Source organism: Photobacterium sp. GB-36 (assembly GCF_003026135.1).
GTDB lineage: Bacteria > Pseudomonadota > Gammaproteobacteria > Enterobacterales > Vibrionaceae > Photobacterium.
In genome coordinates this window covers 76,671-94,759 of record NZ_PYNY01000007.1, presented here as the reverse complement: position 1 = coordinate 94,759, position 18,089 = coordinate 76,671, and the positions used below count along the sequence as shown (strand labels likewise).

The 18,089-nt window shown below is 37.6% G+C and carries 20 protein-coding genes and 1 pseudogene; 9 read left to right on the top strand and 12 right to left on the bottom strand.

The window, feature by feature from the left end:
- Positions 1-69 precede the first annotated feature (69 nt).
- Positions 70-1,500, top strand: coding sequence for a 16S rRNA (cytosine(1407)-C(5))-methyltransferase RsmF (gene rsmF / locus C9J46_RS08950; protein ID WP_107208135.1), 1,431 nt, complete (start codon positions 70-72; stop codon positions 1,498-1,500).
- 357 nt (positions 1,501-1,857) lie between these two features.
- On the opposite strand, the gene C9J46_RS08945 is transcribed toward rsmF, so the two are convergent.
- A complete protein-coding gene (locus C9J46_RS08945; RefSeq protein ID WP_105060198.1) occupies positions 1,858-2,166 on the bottom strand; it encodes a DUF496 family protein in 309 nt (102 codons plus the stop codon).
- Between the two features lie 518 nt (positions 2,167-2,684).
- Between C9J46_RS08945 and C9J46_RS08940 the strand changes: the two genes are divergently transcribed.
- Positions 2,685-2,894, top strand: a complete 210-nt coding sequence (locus C9J46_RS08940; protein WP_005367915.1) for a cold-shock protein — start codon at positions 2,685-2,687, stop codon at positions 2,892-2,894.
- Between the two features lie 481 nt (positions 2,895-3,375).
- A complete protein-coding gene (locus C9J46_RS08935; RefSeq protein ID WP_005367917.1) occupies positions 3,376-3,585 on the top strand; it encodes a cold-shock protein in 210 nt (69 codons plus the stop codon).
- 94 nt (positions 3,586-3,679) lie between these two features.
- Here the strand turns inward: C9J46_RS08935 and C9J46_RS08930 are convergent, their stop codons facing one another.
- From C9J46_RS08930 to hflX, 3 genes are all read right to left on the bottom strand, one after another.
- Positions 3,680-4,141 (bottom strand): GNAT family N-acetyltransferase, encoded by a 462-nt coding sequence (locus C9J46_RS08930; RefSeq protein ID WP_107260359.1) that lies wholly within the window; start codon positions 4,139-4,141, stop codon positions 3,680-3,682.
- Between the two features lie 111 nt (positions 4,142-4,252).
- Entirely contained in the window at positions 4,253-4,825 is a 573-nt protein-coding gene (gene yeiP, locus C9J46_RS08925) for an elongation factor P-like protein YeiP (protein ID WP_107246668.1), read from the bottom strand.
- A 311-nt stretch (positions 4,826-5,136) separates the two neighbouring features.
- Complete coding sequence (hflX, locus tag C9J46_RS08920; protein WP_107290814.1) at positions 5,137-6,480, bottom strand: GTPase HflX; 1,344 nt, start codon at positions 6,478-6,480, stop codon at positions 5,137-5,139.
- Between the two features lie 477 nt (positions 6,481-6,957).
- On the opposite strand from hflX, the gene C9J46_RS08915 reads away from it, so the two are divergent.
- Entirely contained in the window at positions 6,958-8,289 is a 1,332-nt protein-coding gene (locus tag C9J46_RS08915) for a hypothetical protein (RefSeq protein WP_107260361.1), read from the top strand.
- Positions 8,282-8,617: a multidrug efflux SMR transporter gene (locus C9J46_RS08910; protein ID WP_107208131.1), complete on the top strand. Its 336-nt coding sequence runs from the start codon at positions 8,282-8,284 to the stop codon at positions 8,615-8,617. Before C9J46_RS08915 ends, C9J46_RS08910 begins: the two co-directional genes overlap by 8 nt.
- 117 nt (positions 8,618-8,734) lie before the next feature.
- Here C9J46_RS08910 and C9J46_RS08905 read toward each other — a convergent pair whose 3' ends face one another.
- Positions 8,735-9,337, bottom strand: coding sequence for a LysE/ArgO family amino acid transporter (locus tag C9J46_RS08905; protein WP_107290793.1), 603 nt, complete (start codon positions 9,335-9,337; stop codon positions 8,735-8,737).
- Between the two features lie 393 nt (positions 9,338-9,730).
- On the opposite strand from C9J46_RS08905, the gene C9J46_RS08900 reads away from it, so the two are divergent.
- Positions 9,731-10,021, top strand: coding sequence for a hypothetical protein (locus C9J46_RS08900; RefSeq protein ID WP_107208129.1), 291 nt, complete (start codon positions 9,731-9,733; stop codon positions 10,019-10,021).
- Between the two features lie 94 nt (positions 10,022-10,115).
- Here C9J46_RS08900 and C9J46_RS08895 read toward each other — a convergent pair whose 3' ends face one another.
- Together C9J46_RS08895 and C9J46_RS08890 are read right to left on the bottom strand one after the other, a co-directional pair.
- On the bottom strand, positions 10,116-10,433 hold the full coding sequence (locus C9J46_RS08895; RefSeq protein WP_107260367.1) for an antibiotic biosynthesis monooxygenase: 318 nt from the start codon (positions 10,431-10,433) through the stop codon (positions 10,116-10,118).
- Positions 10,434-10,619: 186 nt separating this feature from the next.
- Positions 10,620-10,919, bottom strand: coding sequence for a DUF3088 family protein (locus tag C9J46_RS08890; RefSeq protein WP_107287384.1), 300 nt, complete (start codon positions 10,917-10,919; stop codon positions 10,620-10,622).
- A gap of 15 nt (positions 10,920-10,934) precedes the next feature.
- Here C9J46_RS08890 and C9J46_RS21775 point away from each other — a divergent pair.
- A pseudogene (locus C9J46_RS21775) lies at positions 10,935-11,077 on the top strand (phage integrase N-terminal SAM-like domain-containing protein); the annotation flags it as partial.
- A gap of 189 nt (positions 11,078-11,266) precedes the next feature.
- On the opposite strand, the gene C9J46_RS08885 reads toward C9J46_RS21775, so the two are convergent.
- The 4 genes from C9J46_RS08885 to C9J46_RS08870 form a co-directional block, all read right to left on the bottom strand.
- The gene (locus C9J46_RS08885; RefSeq protein WP_107287383.1) at positions 11,267-11,650 is read right to left on the bottom strand and encodes a VOC family protein; all 384 of its coding nucleotides are present in this window, start codon (positions 11,648-11,650) and stop codon (positions 11,267-11,269) included.
- Positions 11,651-11,702: 52 nt separating this feature from the next.
- Entirely contained in the window at positions 11,703-12,509 is an 807-nt protein-coding gene (locus tag C9J46_RS08880) for a helix-turn-helix domain-containing protein (protein ID WP_107290792.1), read from the bottom strand.
- A gap of 504 nt (positions 12,510-13,013) precedes the next feature.
- The gene (locus C9J46_RS08875; protein WP_107290791.1) at positions 13,014-14,501 is read right to left on the bottom strand and encodes a hypothetical protein; all 1,488 of its coding nucleotides are present in this window, start codon (positions 14,499-14,501) and stop codon (positions 13,014-13,016) included.
- Positions 14,502-14,517: 16 nt separating this feature from the next.
- Positions 14,518-15,129, bottom strand: coding sequence for a hypothetical protein (locus C9J46_RS08870; protein ID WP_107246681.1), 612 nt, complete (start codon positions 15,127-15,129; stop codon positions 14,518-14,520).
- A 375-nt stretch (positions 15,130-15,504) separates the two neighbouring features.
- Between C9J46_RS08870 and C9J46_RS08865 the strand changes: the two genes are divergently transcribed.
- On the top strand, positions 15,505-15,981 hold the full coding sequence (locus tag C9J46_RS08865) for a peroxiredoxin (RefSeq protein ID WP_107290790.1): 477 nt from the start codon (positions 15,505-15,507) through the stop codon (positions 15,979-15,981).
- Positions 15,982-16,158: 177 nt separating this feature from the next.
- On the opposite strand, the gene C9J46_RS08860 is transcribed toward C9J46_RS08865, so the two are convergent.
- Positions 16,159-17,049 (bottom strand): LysR family transcriptional regulator, encoded by an 891-nt coding sequence (locus C9J46_RS08860; RefSeq protein WP_107208121.1) that lies wholly within the window; start codon positions 17,047-17,049, stop codon positions 16,159-16,161.
- A gap of 202 nt (positions 17,050-17,251) precedes the next feature.
- Here C9J46_RS08860 and C9J46_RS08855 point away from each other — a divergent pair, with 202 nt between their 5' ends.
- Complete coding sequence (locus C9J46_RS08855) at positions 17,252-17,821, top strand: DUF2938 family protein (protein WP_107246683.1); 570 nt, start codon at positions 17,252-17,254, stop codon at positions 17,819-17,821.
- Positions 17,822-18,089: the final 268 nt, after the last annotated feature.

Here is an 18,089-nt window from a genome sequence, read left to right as displayed (position 1 = left end):
CAAAAACTGCAATTCATACCAATCTGTTATAAAATCAGCCTCATTAGCTAGTTAATAGAGATCCTTCCTTTGCATCCGAATATTCACATCCCTGACGCATTTATCGATTTAATCAAGCAAACCATGCCTGAGCATTTAGATATCGATGAATTTATTGCTTGTTGTAAAACACCCCTTCGTCGCAGCATTCGCGTCAATACACTCAAAATTAGTGTTGAGGATTTCTTAGCGCGTGTTGCAAATCGTGGTTGGACATTAACGCCTGTTCCTTGGTGTGATACTGGCTTTTGGATTGAACGAGAAGACGAAGATACTGTTTCTCTTGGTAATACCGCAGAGCACATGGCAGGACTTTTTTATATTCAAGAAGCCAGTTCGATGATGCCAGTAACCGCATTGCTTAAAGATAATGACGCATTAGACTGTGTATTAGATATGGCATCAGCGCCAGGTTCTAAAACCACCCAAATTGCATCTGCAATGCAAAACCGTGGTGCACTGGTTGCCAACGAGTTAGCCGCGAGCCGAATTAAAGTACTCCATTCAAACTTACAACGTTGTGGTGTTCACAATGCAGCACTGACCCATTTTGATGGCTGTGTATTTGGCACATGGGCACCAGAATCTTTTGATTCGATCTTATTGGATGCGCCATGTTCTGGTGAGGGTGCAATTCGTAAAGATGAAGATGCTATGGCTAATTGGAGCCTAGCTTCTATTGATGAAATTGCCGAAGTACAACGCAACCTTATTGTAAGTGCATTCCAAGCTCTGAAAACTGGCGGGGTTATGGTGTATTCAACATGCACATTAAACCAAAGTGAAAACCAAGACGTTTGTCATTTCCTAAAAGAAAAATTTGGTGATGCTGTTCAATTTGAATCGCTAAACGATCTGTTCGATGGTGCAGAAAAGTCACTCACAGAAGATGGCTTCCTACACGTTTACCCTCAGATCTTTGATAGCGAAGGTTTCTTTGTCGCACGTATTCGTAAGCTGGCACCTGTTGAAACCGATAGCGTAAAAAAACGGATGGGGAAATTCCCGTTTGCTCAGCTTAAAGACAAAGAGCAACAAGAGATAGCCCAACAGTTAAAACAAGATTTAGATATTACCTTACCTGAGCAACATGATGTCTGGTTACGTGATAAAGAAGTTTGGCTTTTCCCTTCTCAGCTACGTACTTTAATTGGTGAAATCCGTTTCCAACGTATTGGTATTAAGCTCGCAGAACAGCACAAGAAAGGCTATCGCTGGCAACATGAAGCGGTAATGACACTGGCAACAGGCAAAGAATCTATCGCTATTGAACTTAATGTTGAACAAGCTAAAGAATGGTTCATGGGACGCGATATTCGCCCAGGAATACCAGCAGGCAAAGGTGAAGTGATTGTTACTTACCGTGATTACCCTATTGGTATTGGTAAATGGGTGAGCAACCGTATCAAAAATGGCTTACCTCGTGAATTAGTTCGTGATACTAACCTATTTGATATTTAAGGTAAAAATATCGTTAGCATCAAAAAGTATAGTTAATGATGACTTTATTAAATGCAATAACTGGAAAATAAACATTATTCAACTAACATTGAAAGTGTAATCATACTCCATTTACTAACCAGTTAGCGCAAGGCTCTTACGAGAGCCATTCCCCTAAGCCCGAAACAGGAATCGTTTCGGGCTATTTTTTGCCTCAAGTAATATTTCCAATCAGCGCTAAAATTTAAAAGCCCAGCACTATAGATATTGTTATTACTTACGATAGATATAAAAAAACCGAGCATTACGCTCGGTTTAATTTAACTAATATAAGCATGCTATGTCTTTTGCACACTCTCAACTTTCTAGTGCTGAGAATTAGTGTTTATGTGCAATTTCAGCTTTTTTCAGCTCTTTTACTGCTTTGCTTACTTCACGACGCTCTTTCGAAAGCTCTGCACTGATGATGATATGATCATCAACACGATCTTCGTAGTCACCTTTCATGTTTTCAACAATTTCAACGATTTGATCGTGGCTCATATCGGCCTTAATGTAATCCATCAAGTTCTCTAACAACTCAACACGCTTACGGTTATCACGAATTTTACGATCGTTGTCTAGGATTTCGCGTTTAAGTTTGTTTTTACGACGTGTTTGACGAACGAGTTCAAGGATGTTGTTCATGTGTAGTCCTTAGTCTGAAAATAAAACCTTGTGAAACTGATTTAATGCAAGGGATAGAAATAATGCACTTCCTAGTACATAACCGTCGAGTCTCAGTTTATTACTGAAATCGTTATATCAGAAAGTCATTCGTAAACTCAAGCAATACTCATGATTAAATGCTCAATGATGATTCTATGAGCATCAACTTATGTTTCTCGCTTAAATATCACACAAAAAGCTCAACAAATTTTTGATATATCACAATAAATACCCCTATTTTAATTAATAATTATGACAATTAGACAATATATGTAATCTGTAATAACAAAATGGTATCTTTTGTGAAATCCACCACAAAAAAAGCCTTCCTGTATTTGCAAATGGCATATCAGCACCTACTCTTGAAATAGACCAGTACTCGTTTACAACAATGCAATCTGGACAAGGATAGCTTCCTCGAAGTGTTCAAGCTCAAATAGCGTAGTAACCCGATATTGGCGACACAGTGTTTGATGTAAAGTTTATCAGGAGAAAACATGTCAAAAGCAACAGGTACCGTTAAGTGGTTTAACGAAGAGAAAGGTTTTGGTTTTATCACTCAGGATAACGGCGGTGCTGACGTATTTGTACACTTCCGTGCGATTACTGGCGATGGCTTCAAAACCCTAACTGAAGGACAAAAAGTTTCTTACGAAACAGAGCAAGGTCCTAAAGGTCTACAAGCTGCAAATGTTGAAAAAGCATAATTATTTGCTTATCTAACGTTACGTTAGTTCACATAGCACTTGATAAAAGGGTCGTCACGGCCCTTTTTTTATCCATAATTAATATTCCCACCCTACCGCCTCACATTCACAATCGACTGCATAAAAGTGATTTACCAGTTAAAAATGCAAGATTAGAGCACACTTATAGATATTGATAGACCTGTTATTATTAAAATTCCTGATAAGAATTAACCAGCCTGATTAATAAGACACCTATTTCATAATATTCTTTGCTTTTTTTTTGTAATGCGGCTCACATTATAACGCGATAAATAAGTAACTCACTTGCTCTTTAAAATCGAAAATGGCTTAATATCAGCGTCCTATATAACAGGGCTATTTATGAAACAAAGTGAAAGAAAAACTTCGTTACACTGTTCAAACGTACACAGTTGTCCTGAAGCGCTTCAATATTCTTTTGTACATAAGTAACACATTAATTTATTTCAGGAGACATCACATGTCTAAAGCAACTGGTATCGTTAAGTGGTTCAACGATGAGAAAGGTTTCGGTTTCATCACTCAAGATAATGGCGGTGCTGACGTATTCGTTCACTTCCGTGCTATCGCTGGTGAAGGCTTCAAATCTCTAGCAGAAGGTCAAAAAGTTTCTTTTGACGTTGAGCAAGGCCAAAAAGGTCCTCAAGCTGCTAACGTTGAGCGCATCTAATCTACAACGAACAGTTGAAGAAGTAAGGGTATCTTTGGATGCCCTTTTTTATTTCCGTAGAAAAATGATATCAAGCGACTTAAACAATATATGCCTACTCTTTACGATTTAAGCACATCTTAATTCTTGGTGAGCCACAACCAAAATAATCGTCTTCTTGCCCTATCTCTACAAAGCCTAGTCTCTGATATAGCTTTATTGCCGTGTTCTTTGGGTGCACAGTCAATAAAATTCGATTGTAATCAGCTAGCAGCGCTAATGCCTTATTCAACAACGCTTTTCCAACACCTTTCCCTTGCACCTTATTCGCAACCGCAATACCTAATATCCACGCATCGCTCTGCGTTTCTGTTTGTCTATTAAAGCTTGGGCTTGCGAGTACATAGCCTACTACATGTTCACATTCTGAAACGGCAACCAATAATCCACTTGGCCAACAATCATATGCCTGACGAAATAAAAAATCAGGATAACAATGCTTGCCAAATAGCTCACGCTCTAATTGGTATATCGCGGCAAGATCTGATTTTTCTGCTTGTCGTATTTGATATAGCACTATCCATTGCTCCGTGACGTCATGCAGCCAATAAAAAACCAGCCCATCTGCTTAACAAAAAGTTAGCAAGGTGAAGGCTGGTTTTATCCAGTATAGATTATAAGTAACCTATTACTTATCAGCGCGGCTCATGAACTTTTGCTCAGCCGTGTTAACTTTAATTTTTTCGCCATTCGCGATGTATTCTGGAACTTGAACCACTAGGCCAGTTGAAAGTGTCGCTGGCTTAGTACGAGCACTTGCAGAAGCACCTTTGATTGATGGATCAGTTTCAACGATAGTTAGTTCAACTGTCGCTGGAAGTTCGATAGCAACAGGCGCGCCATCAACAGTAAGAACTTCGATACCTTTCGTATCTTCAGTGATGAATAGTAGTTCTTCTGCGATTGCTTCTTTGTTGAATGTGTATGGTGTGTAATCTTCATCATCCATAAACACATACTCTTCACCATCGATGTAAGAGAATGATGCTTTTGTACGACGGAAATCAGCTAAGTTAACCATTTCATCAGCTTTGAAGCTTACGTCTGATTTAGTACCAGTAGCTACATCATAAATACGCATTCTGTAAAGACTTGCGCCAGCACGACCACTAGGCGTTAGCTTACTAATTTCTTTAACAAGACCTACTTTACCGTTGATTTCAACAGCAGCAAATTTTTTAATGTCACTAGCCTTTGGCATGATCATAATTCCAAATAAAAATAGTGGTGAGAAATTACACCAAGATACAGATTTATAGCAAGTGTTATAGTAGTACAAACACTAATTTTTTGCGTTTATTCCCTAAGCTTGTTCAAAGCTTAAACAACCATAAACACTTTGCATAAAAAACCACGGTTTATCTGCTTTTGATATCCCATCCAACATTTGTGGCAAAGGCTCAACCAACTGATTTCAAACATCAATCTAGAACTTTAATCCATCGTTATAAACAAGCAAACACACACAGCTATTTGCTCACTCAATAAAGTTTCTATATAAAGCTACATATGTCACTTTTGGTATTCAGACATCCGTTTTTTCAAGCGTGCGAGTTCAATCTCATTAGAGCGAACAGTCAGCTTAATATGATCATATTCATATTCTTCTTTCGTTACACTCATCACCGAACGAATATCCCCCATCAGCCCTTTTGCGGTATAAGGCACAATGATTTCTTCTTCTATCATCTCGTGTTGAGCTACATCGACAACGTATTGATGAAGTTTGGTAATATCTAGTGGATTACGGGTTGACGTCATCATAGCATCAGGAAATTCAGCCATTAATGCCTGTTGCTGCTCAACACTTAATTGATCTGATTTATTCAGCACTAATAGTTTTTTTATACCATCAACGCCCACTTCTTTTAGCACTTCATGAACAACGTCTAATTGAGAACGGAATGACACATCAGATGCATCAACCACATACAATAATAGGGAAGCGTCATGAGCTTCAGCCAAGGTTGAATGGAAAGATGCCACCAAATCGTGCGGTAATTTTTTAATAAAACCAACCGTATCTGATACTAAAATACGTGGTTGTGTTTCTGGTTTTAAGGCGCGAACAGTGGTATCTAGCGTAGCAAATAATTTATTTTCGCCTTCAACATCACTACCTGTTAATGCTCGCATCATAGACGACTTACCCGCATTGGTATAGCCAACTAACGCCACACAAAAAAGCTCTGAACGTTGAGTTCGACGTCCTTTCATTTCATCTTGAACGCTGACTAATTCACGGCGCAATTCCGCCAATTGATCGCGAATTTTACGACGATCAAGCTCTAGCGTTGTTTCACCCGCACCTTTACCCATTTGTCGCTCTTTATTACCGCTGGTGGATTCGCGTAAACGCGGCGCTAAATAATTAAGACGAGCAATTTCAACCTGTAGTCGTGCCGTTCGTGTACGAGCATGACGGCTAAATATCTCAATAATGATGCCTGTGCGATCAAACACTTCAACGCCTAATTGATTTTCCACATTACGTAATTGAGATGGGCTTAAATCACAGTCAAACACCACAACATCGGCAAGTACGCAGGGTAAATCATCGAGTGACACATCTATAAAATCAATGTCATCAAGAGGATCATCTTCACCATCGTCTTCAATAACACCAAGGTTTCCAGTTAACTGCGCGATCTCAGCCATTTTACCAGAACCAAGTACACTCATTTTTTTTGTTGAGCTTAGTTTTTGAGACTGTGTGCCAACAACTTTAAAGCCTAATGTCGTCACTAGGCGTGCTAATTCTTCTAATGAACTTTTTGCTTCATCGCCTTTAAATTGCGGCGTTTGGATTGAAATTAGTAATACGTTGTTTTTTAACGGTTTTTGTGTTAATTGCATACTGAATGCTAATGCACTAACGTGCACCCTATCTTTATAATTACCTTCATCCTACGCTCTTATAGTCAGGCTTTATACAAGAAAAGATATTATTATTTAACATTCTTTCTATTTATTATTACGATAATAAAGATATATTCTCTGTTTAAAGGTTCTAACGATTTATTTTAAATACCACCACGATATGTCATCGCATTTACCTAAGTATCCAGAATAAATTTAAATGATGTATTAATGAATTATAAAAATATTATTTAAATACAACTTGACTTATTATGTAACAACTCACAATATTAGATTATATTATTGAATCACATAAGTAATATAAAACAATACCTTGATTAACATTCAACCATGTAATAATATCCGCGCCTTCGTTTTGAATATATCAATTAGTTTTATAAAGTATCTTACTTTTAGCTTTATCTAATAGTTCTATTAGAACGCTAGATCACAAATAAAAAATTACGGTTCTTCATGTTACAAATAGCGATGCTACTTTTCGGTGCACCTTTCGTAAAAAGTAAAATATTTCATCTGTTAGGATTCAGCACCCTTTGGGGATTTGCTGGCCTTCTCATCTTCATTGATGGCCTTGACGGAAAAGTATTTGATTCCTTCAGTTACTTTCTTTTACTTGAAAGCTTAACAACTTTAATCGTAGCGCCTAGCGGATTGGGGTTGCACCGTAACATCCTTATTTTCAAAGGATTAATATTCCTTTGTTGCGCAATTGCGGCACTCGTAAATATCAAATTTAGCAATATTTTATTATCTGCGACTTTTGGTTTAACTTATATTTCTGTTGGTATTTTTAATATTGCATCCGCTTGGGTTGTTCGTTTTGCTCATTGGAAAAGAGCTATCGTGTGGGGATGTATTCAAATCTTTTATTCTATTTTCCTATTACAAAATTATAATTATGTTATTTCTTACTTTCTTGGGTTTATTATGATCACAGGAAGTATTCGAAGTATCATTGTTCTAATGAAGGTCAGTTCATTAAAATACAACAGCCCTATTTTTCAATTATTAAATAATAGTGGAAATGAATATATATCTACAACTGACAGCGTATATTCGATAAATAGCACAGAAAATAGAAATAATACGCAACCGTTAACAATACATATATGGACACCAGAGGGGTCAGCAGAAAACCCACATGTTCCTCGCCCCATTATTAATCGTTACATTGCAGCTACAGATGTAAACGGGGTTATTTCTACCGGTCATGCCGCATTAGAAGCAGGATTTGAGTGTTATATTAGTTTATATCCATCAGAAGATATTGATCGCTCACCTTCTGAGTTTATTCGCACTCTAAAAGCGACTCCTGAAAATAATGTGCTTGGCCGTTACCTACCGGATTACAAAACCGAAGCCGCTGAATGGTGTGAATCAAATGTTAAAATTGAATTTATTCAATATAACGCACTAACATTAAAGCAGTTCTGGCATCATTGTTATAAAAATCCTATTTATAATTTAACCTCCAATAACTGTTCAAGTAATACCGCTTATGCACTAGAAGCGGCATTAGACGGTGTCTTGTATAAAAAAAGCAGCAGTATATTCACACTTTTAAAACTGTTGTGCAGCCCTGAGTTATGGCTTGCAGCTCAAATTCGACATCGTGCAATGATGATGGCATGGACACCTGGTTTAACGATGGATTATAGCCGCGTGTTACACAGCATTGTTCAACCAGCTTCATTACCTTGGTATCAACGGTTATCACTTAAATATTCTTTGCAGCAAGCAATCAGACGCACACAAAACAATTTAGCGAGTAATTTTTATGACTAATGTATACCTGATACTCTTTATTTCTATAATTGCTGAAACACTTGCAACAACCATGATGAAAGCATCTGAAGGCTTTACCCGACTCGCTCCCAGCCTTGTTGTACTAGTTGGTTACGCGATCTCATTTTATGGGCTTTCTCAAGTCGTTAAAATCATGAATGTCGGCATCGCTTATGCACTTTGGGCAGGGATCGGTATCTTTTTAGTCTCTACACTGTCTTATTTTGTATATCAGCAAAAGCTCGATTTTCCAGCCTTGCTTGGGTTAATCCTTATTGCCGCAGGCATCATCACGATTCAACTTTTTTCAAAATCTGTCATGCATTAATAAACACATAAGCCATCAGTTCTGCAGCCATAACAAGTGTGGGCTGATATGGATCGTTGATACCCGACCATTATTCCCATTGCTGTTCTCGGTGTAATTTGAATCACTCTAACCGACTCAAATACCGAGAGCCAACGATGCTGCAATAGATAACATAATTACCCCTACCAGTATTTCTAACACCTTCCATGCTTTAGGCTGCTGAAATAATGGAGCTAATAAACGCGATCCATAGCCCAGTGAAAAGAAAAACACAAAAGATGCCGTGATAGCCCCCAGCGCGAATTGCCACTCATAAGGTTGATATTGGGTAGAAATAGATCCAAGTAGCACGACTGTATCTAAATACACATGTGGGTTTAACCACGTAAAAGCCAAACAAGTCAGTATCGTTTTTAATAATGAACCTGATGTTCTTTGATCAATAAGCAAAGCATGATCCGTCATCAATGCCGATTTAAAACTCAACAGCCCATAAACCGTTAAGAAAATTGCGCCACCGTAACGCGCCACAGTTTCAATATCTGGATACTTACTGACAATAACGCCAAAGCCTGCGACACCAAAGCTAATCAATAATGCATCTGACAACGCACAAACAATACAGATGATAAACACGTATTGATTCTTAAGTCCTTGTTTCAATACAAACGCATTTTGAGAGCCAATTGCCAGTATTAAAGATAAGCCAAGCGAAAAGCCAGCAAGAAAGATAGTCATTACAGCACATCCATGTAAAAAGTGACGAGTATTAGGTTAATACTATTTATCTACGTAAGTTACAAAGTAGTTAATAATTCAGCAATGAATGACCACTTTACTCATAATTAACAGCGATAATCACCTTTCAATTATACCCAAAAAGAAAGATGTATACTTTTCATACAGAAATACATGCAAAAACACGCCTCTCTGGTTTTGTTCTTCAAAAACTCTAATTCACTATTTATTGATAATAATCAAGATATTAGTTAATCCCGTAATAATCCATAACAAACTTAACAACAATTAATTATCGTTTTACGATAATTTTTTATTTATTTAGTTTTGTTTTATAGCTATATTAGCAACCGAACCAACGCACAATATTCATTAAATTATTAGAGGTATATAATGAAAAAAGTATTACTATTACTAGCACTTAGCTCTGTTTCTGTTTTCGCACACGCAGCTCCAGCTAAACATTCTGAGCAAATGCTGGCACAAGTAGATAGCATTACCATTTATTCGGGTGACAATGTTGATAGCCAAAAACAAGCAGTTAAAACAATCAATAAAGCACTTGTACCAAACTTTGAAAAATGTGCAGTTTACTTACCGAAAGGTGCCTCAAAAGCAAGTACAACTATCACCCTAACTCGCGATGCTAATGGTAAAATGTCGCTTGATTGTGCTGGCCAATAAACCTGATACAAATAAAATACCGACCTGATGTAGGTCGGTATTTTTACTACCTAATAAATGATTAGGTGAATTGGCTGAATTGATAACTCATTTGTCATATGCCATAGTCTCGTTCTACTTTTGAAATTCGAACCTTAAATGACTCGTACCATAACTTACGACCGTATTTTTGAGCCTCTTGATGCTCAGTATTCGCCTTCCAGTTTTTAATAGACTCCAAATCAAGCCAGTAAGAAACTGTAATCCCTAGATCTTCTCTTGCTGATTCAGCACCTAAATAGCCTGGTTGCTGTGCGGCAAGCTCAATCATCCTATTTGCAGTTTCGCTATAACCATTATCGCCCGTAGTACGAACTGAAGTAAAAATAACAGCATAGTATGGTGGCTTTGGGGTATTCACTAAAAGAGTCATCAATTATCCTTGACATATAACGCCTTGTTAGTTGCTTATTTCAATAAATAATGGTTACTTTCCCAGACACCATTATCTAAAAGTTATCCTGACTTAAAATTGTTAGCTAAAATATTCGACGAAGGAACCAAAATTTAACTGTTTTAAGTCCTTTTTTATTTTCTAGTTAAGCTTACTTTACCCTCACTATGGGTGTACCGCAGCCCCACTAAATTCTCTTGCTAAATAATTAATAATTTCTGTTGGTTCAGTGATCGTCTTATTATTTTCAAGTATGAGTACAGGAAGCCATTGGTTTTCTTCACCCAATATATCCACTACTTCCTCTCTTGGTTTTGGAAACGCTATACGGCGAACTTCCACCATATCTTCCCAGTGCGTATTTACTGATAATGCACCTTCAATAAGTGCACAGTGTGAACAGATCCACATTTTCCCGGGACCATCTTCAAATGGCATGTTTAAAATAAATAATTTCGGCTTCATCAATGACTACTCTATATTTTTGAACAATACCTTACTCATCTCACCTTGCAAGGTAAACGCCCCGCTACGATTGAAACTTATAGTCGTGCTCTACGTCGCATTAACATCAACTGGGTAAATAGCCAGACACCTTAACTACCGACGATCTGAAACGATATTTACACAACAGATCAAAACACATTCATGAAGTACCCATGATAATTGTTCGAAATGTCATCCACGCTTCAGAATTAAAAAAGGTTTTATTATAAATTAGAGTGTTACAATCACTGATTCACACCAAGGAGAGGTGTCGGCTATCGGTACATATCTCTTATTTGTTCTATTTTTAACGCATTATCTGTAGGTTACAAATGTTGAACGACGTCAATACTTAAACCTGCAGGATCTTGAATCATAAAATGTACTTGCCCCCATTCTTCTTCTTTTAAAGCCATTATAAGGTTGAGATCCATTTGCTTAGCTTCGGCATACGCAAAGGTAGCATCCTTGACTTCAAGCGAAATAACATACCCCTTAGAAGACATTATAGGATGAAGAAATTCAGGTTGGCTTGCGACGTTTGGCAATAGAAAACCAAGCTGGATATTATTATTAGGCGAGACCAAATGAAGGTAAAAATTTGAATCATAGAATACGGCGTTAAATCCAAAAGCGGTCTCATAAAACTGCTTTACTGCCTCTAAATCACTCGTCACCATTACGGGGAACATAGCATCAACGTCTATCATTTTATTTACTCCTGAGATTAGATTATTAAAACAATATTATTATTCATTTAATTCAATCTGCCTTGTACAAAGCGGACATAGTCCTAAACTCGCTGGGAGTAACACCAGATATATTTTTAAATTCTCGATTAAAGTGCGGTTGGTCATAATAATAATACGCCCATACATCGACGAAACTCTCCATATTCATCGCGCGTAATATTTTCTGAAAACGAAAAACCTTAGTGAATTCTCTAGGCGAAAGTCCTAAATATAGTGAAGTTAATCGACGAAGGTGCCGAGCTGATACACCAAATTCAGAACACTGTTGATTAGACAAATCAATACTAGATGTAATGCTTCGATCACAATACAAAATAAAGCGTATTAATCTACGATCAACTTCGCTAGAACCTATATTACCAAGTAATATTTGAGAAATAATTTCGCAACGTCTTTGAAATGACATTGCCTGATAAGCGTTATTGTATAAAGCACTTAATAAATGTTTGGGTAATAGGTCACTGATGATTGTTACATTCTCGTCATTACTCCATTGACTCAAAGGAGCCTGGATTATTCCTTGATGCCCTAATATACGAAACCGAATACCAAAATATGAAACAGGCCCTGTCATCTCAAATACTTTAGCCGAGCAGAATGGTGTTACAACAAAGGCGTCTTCAGGAAAAGTAAGATTAATTATGATGTCGACACAATTATCAGGGAGACTACGATAAAAATACTGACCATCAGGTACATTAAGTTGCCAAAACTCCTGCACCCAATTACTTAACGGTGGTATTGGTTTGAAAGTAATATAACAATTTGGATTATTTACACGACCTTGCAAGGAGTCATCATTAATGTTTATCAGCATAATTGAATATCCGCCTCTCAGAGAGTATAGGAAAAATATAGCGCGCTCATAACGGGTATTTTTAACAGCTAAATCACTGATTTATAAAGATTAGCACAACCTATAACTTTTAGTTCCTTTTCAGGGTTAAATCAGCTAAAAATTTAGTAAAGCCAACACAAAACACGCTATAGTTTTTAGCATGTAAAACTGTGGCCAGTATTTGTTGACCACTACAATTGAAGGTTCAATAACCTGATTAAGTATAGAAGCTCGATATAAGTTTAAACTGCGATTACTTAGCTTCAGGTTGAAACAAGTTATATTCGGATATTTGCTGCTCAGCAATACTTCTTAAGTTTTCAGGTAAGAAACTTAAGCAAAGATGGAGATACTCTTGTTCAAAAAGTGTTGATTGAACACAAAGAAAGTAAGAAATGTATGTATTCTTATTAATACAAATTGAATATAAAAGCCACAAGCTTTCCATGAAAGCCTGTAGCTTTAATTCATTCTTTTATCACGCTAATAACTCAAGCCTAGCTCTTTAATGATAGTTTCTGAACGCTCGATACTGACAGTAATGCGAGATTCTAAACGTCCCATAATAAACTCATGGCGTTCTGCTTCATTAACACCAAACATGTCTAGTTTATCTAACATAAACACGACAAAAAGAGAGCCTAAACCAGAAAGTAATCCTGTCAATACCATACTGATAGTGCCAGCAAACGGAATCGTCCCTAATGCAGTAGCAATGGCTTCCCCTGCCATAATACCGCCAGTGATCACTAAACCCGTGGCTAAGATTTTAGTTGCTTCATGGGCTGCTTGTTTTGCTGTCATTCCTTCGGGTGGAAATATTAATGTTTTTAACGCTTTGGTTAATGACATAAAGCCTTCACGGATAATACGCACCATGTTTTTTCCTGTGCGTACAAACATGTTCAGTAATGCGGTAATGATTGAACTTAAAAAGCCTGACAACGCCCCTGCTGCAAACGCTTGAGCCACATTCTTCCATTTTGAAAGCAGTTTGTTTTTGATGTTATTAAGCCGAGAGATCAATGCATCCACCCACGACATTTCCAGTGCGTTACCTTTGAAACCATTATTAAATATATCTTTTACTTCTATGAAGGTGGCAGAAATAAACTCAGATAACAAAGCACCTAATGCTTGTTGTAAACCTTGTTGGCTACCCGCTTTTACACCATCTACCGCACCACGTTTAGCAACAAAAACGGTTTTACCAACAGGATTTGACGGTACATATTTCTCCGCGGCTTTTTCTGCTCTTGTATGTGCAGCGTTAGTGCGTCTTTTATCGGCTTGTTCATTGGTTTCTGAGAACTCTTTAAGATCCTTTTCACCTTTAGATCGGTTTAAACTGTTATGGGTAAATTCATGATTATCAGGATCAGCTGCAAATTGGCGTTTCTCAACATCCGATAACATATATGCCCCACTTTCATGAAAGGCTTTTAGCGATTTAACATGGTCTAAGTCCATCTCAGATGCATCGTGATATTGACCTGTATACGTGTCTTTAATCTGCCCCTGCTCGTTAGTCGATTGCAGCTTTAGTTTTTTCCGTTGTGTATCAAACGATACACCTTCACCACCAGAACTCTTTGGTGATTTGGTGTAATCATCACGATTGTATTCAAAATTACGATCGACATTTTCTAAGTCAGCACGACTTAAATTAAGTGGGTTTAGCAGTTGATTGATCAAAACGTCTTTACTTGATTCAAACAACACATCGTATTTTTCTTTATTAAAATCAATATCTAGCATCTTTAATGATGCTTTTACTTCTGCTTCAGAGACATTAAGATCGTAGATCGGCGCTTTTTCTAACAGCGCATTATCAATAAACTCTTGATCAACCTGACGGGCTAACATCTGTTGCGATACTTCAGAATTTGCCAGTTCTTTAATATGGCTTTTCTCGGCATAATTACTGCGAAGTTGCTGTCTTTTCTTAAAGCGTTCCGATCTACTACTCATTTTTTACTGCCCTGTCTTACGCTGCTTTTACCAATGTATTCCATGCTTGTTCGAACGCTTTTTCATTCTCATGAACACGACCATCAGCATGCATCACCACTTCGATGATTTCGTTGTAAAGTTCAAATGAATTCAAGCCCACCTTTTGTGCTAATGCAAACGCAGTATTAACATTTGGTGGGTTCTTAGCCATATCTTCGATTTTACGCTTCACGTGACTTGGTAATTCACTTGAAGACACACCCGCAATAAATTCATCAATCTCTTGGCGTTCTTCTAATGAAATTTCACCATCACAATTAGCACACGCAAGGCCAACTGCTTCCATTGCGATCAGTAAATTAAAATAATTTTCAGTTTCGTCTAAACGATTTTTTGCGTCTTCAAACGCAGCCGTTAATTTACTGTATTTAAGTTCCTGTTCAGCGTTAGCGCGACGCTCACCACGGCGTTCTGCCTCTTCTTCACTGTCGTCCATTGCTGCGGCAACACCACCGGCGGCAGCACCAACACCACCCGCAATCGCTGCACCTGCTGCAGTAATTGCACCTACTGGTCCTGCAATTGGTAATGCCACTACACACGCAATCCCAGCGGCTGCGCCACCAATAACTTTCCAAAAGCTCATGTATTAATCCTTTTCAATATCAAGATATATGTTCAAATTGAGTCTCTATATTTAACAACCACCAGCATTTCATAACCATACAATATAAGGCCAAAGAATTTAGGAATCAGCCATTCCACTGCAGCTAGCTAAATATGAAGCATTAAATTTTATTTATAATTTATAGGGTTTTATAAATAGTGAGTCTGTGAAGTAATGCGCATTCCATTACAGTCGCGATATTTTGCTTATTTTCTTTGTTCAATTTGCTACCGAGACAACAAATTTCAAATATCTGAATATGACATTGACAATGATTGCTCCACCAGCAAAATTAGCCGTGAGATAAAATCCTCGCTACACTGTTTCAAACTAATACAACAAGGAAAGTAAACCATGATCGAAAAAGGCCAAACATTACCAGCCGCAGTGCTCAGTGAACTCACACATGACGGTATGGTTAAACACGATACCGCAGAGCTTTTTGCCAACAAACGTGTTGTGCTGTTTGCTGTACCAGGAGCATTTACTCCTACTTGCTCTGAAGCCCATTTACCGGGTTATGTCGTGCTAGCAGATGAGATCAAAGCAACGAGTGTCGACATTATTGCTTGTGTATCTGTTAATGATGCCTTTGTTATGCAAGCTTGGGGCGAAGCGCAAAACGCATCTGAAATTATGATGTTGGGCGATGGCGATGGAAGCTTTACTAAAGCATTAGGGCTTGAAATGGACACTGCTAACTTTGGTGGTATTCGTTCTCAACGTTATGCAATGGTTGTTGATAATGGCGTGGTAACTCAGCTCAACGTTGAAGAGCCAAAACAATTTGAAGCGAGTAAAGCGGAAACGATTTTAGCAAGCTTGAAGTAACCGCAATAAGACTTTAAACATCAATAATATGGTTCAGTGTGTGATCATTGAACCATATTTATACTTACCCAACTCTGAAAGCGTCAACCAGCTCACGAGTGGCTGTATCTTCGGTCATTATGGACGTCTTCATACATTTGCTAGTAATAAGAAACGCTCACTAAATTAGTGACAATGTCACAATATTTCGCTGAGTTTATTTCTCAACCATTGGTTAGCTGAGTTATGTTCATCACGCTTATGCCACATCATAATGTGTTTGAAAGGTTTGGAAGAAAATGGCAATGGCAGTATTTGTAAGTTAAATAATGAGGCATATTTTTCAGCCATGAGTCGGCTAACTGGCGCAACGGCGTTGCTCTCTGACACTAATGCTAAGATTGAAACAATAGATGCGGTTTCACAGTCTAAATCTCTTGGCAGAAAGCGTTCATCAGAGAAATAATTCATTTCAAGTAAGTCTATTCGCCTTTTCTGCATGAAGATTATTTTTTCAGCATAAAACTGCGCTTGCGTGATTGTCTGTTGGATATTGGGATGATCTTTCCGACAGACTACGACAATTTCATCATCGATAAATGATTGATAGAAAAAAGACGGATTACTGCGTAAACCAATATCAATGGCTAAATCTGCTTTCTGTAAACTTAACTGAGATAGCAACTCTTCTTCTGTATTAGGCGTCATATAGAGGTTTATTTTGCAATTCCCCATCGTTGGGTCGAGCTCAATTTTATTTCTAATCGTGTGCATAACCACCTCATTTACATAAACCGTAAACGCGTGATGATTTTGAACATCAAACCCCGCGATATTACCTAACGCACTTTGTACTGTCGTTAGCGCTGGCTCTATCTCATTAGCTAATTTAATTGCGGCATGTGTTGGGCTAATCCCACGTCCTTCTCTTACAAAAAGAGGCGTCCCTAACTGGGATTGTAATCGCTTTAATACGCCACTTACCCCAGGTTGTGTTAAACCTAATGATTCTGATGCTAATGTGATGGAACGAAGCCGATACACTTCTAAGAATACCACCAGCAAATTCAAATCTAAATTTGGTTTCATCCTTGATCCCATATATAACCATTCGTAATGCTTTGCATAAAGCATACTTTATATATCCCAATTTTTCATTGCCTTAGACTATAAACATCAACAAATCATTGAACTTATGAAAGCCATTGCCACGGTGTTAATAAACCACACCTGACTATGACAAGCTCTTTTCATTATCACAATGAAAGCGTAATTAATCAGGAGATGCTCTATGTTCTATTACCCACATCACCAACGTTCATCCTACCTTCTTCACCTTCTGTTTATTAGTGTATTTAGTGGTCTTTGTTTAGATTTAGGCAGCAACTTATATCTATTATTTAGTGATCACCCACTAAATAATTTTGCGAGTTTAGGCCGTTATTTGGTTTATATCACTCAAGGGCATCCACTGGTTGAAGCTATACAGCAGGTGCCAGCCGTTCCCCATGATGTTCTCATCGGTTGGATTATGCACTTTAGCGTTAGTTTAGTTTATACCGTGATTTATATTAGCTTTGTAGAGAAAGGATTGTTTCTAAAACCAAGTCTTAAAAAATCGCTTGTTTATGCATGGTCATTGTTATTTTTTCCATTAGTTGTGGTGAGTTATGCCTTTGGTGAAGGCTTTTTCCACGTGAATAGTCCCAATATGATCCACGCGATTTTGTTCTCTATTTTTTGTCATTCTTGCTACGGTATTGGTTTGTATATCACTACGAAAGTGCTTTACGCTAGTCGATTAGAGATTTTCAAAGAAGCGAAAGAACATCATGCAATAATCGTCAACAATGCGACATAACATTAAGAAAAGGTAAATTAATCATTGCGTTGTTCGATTAAATGCATTGCCAATCACGCGATATATTTTATATAGCATCGCGTGATTTGTTATTTATCTGAAAAGCAAACATCAGCAACTAAAGTAAGAAGTTTGAGTACTTCATGCGACTGCTTGTTTGCTGTTATATATTCGGTTGGAAATAACAACGTTTTTAGTTCGTTAATACCATAAAATGTTAAAATGGTTTTGAAACAAAAGTAGCTCACAATATGCGTCAGCTTGAGCA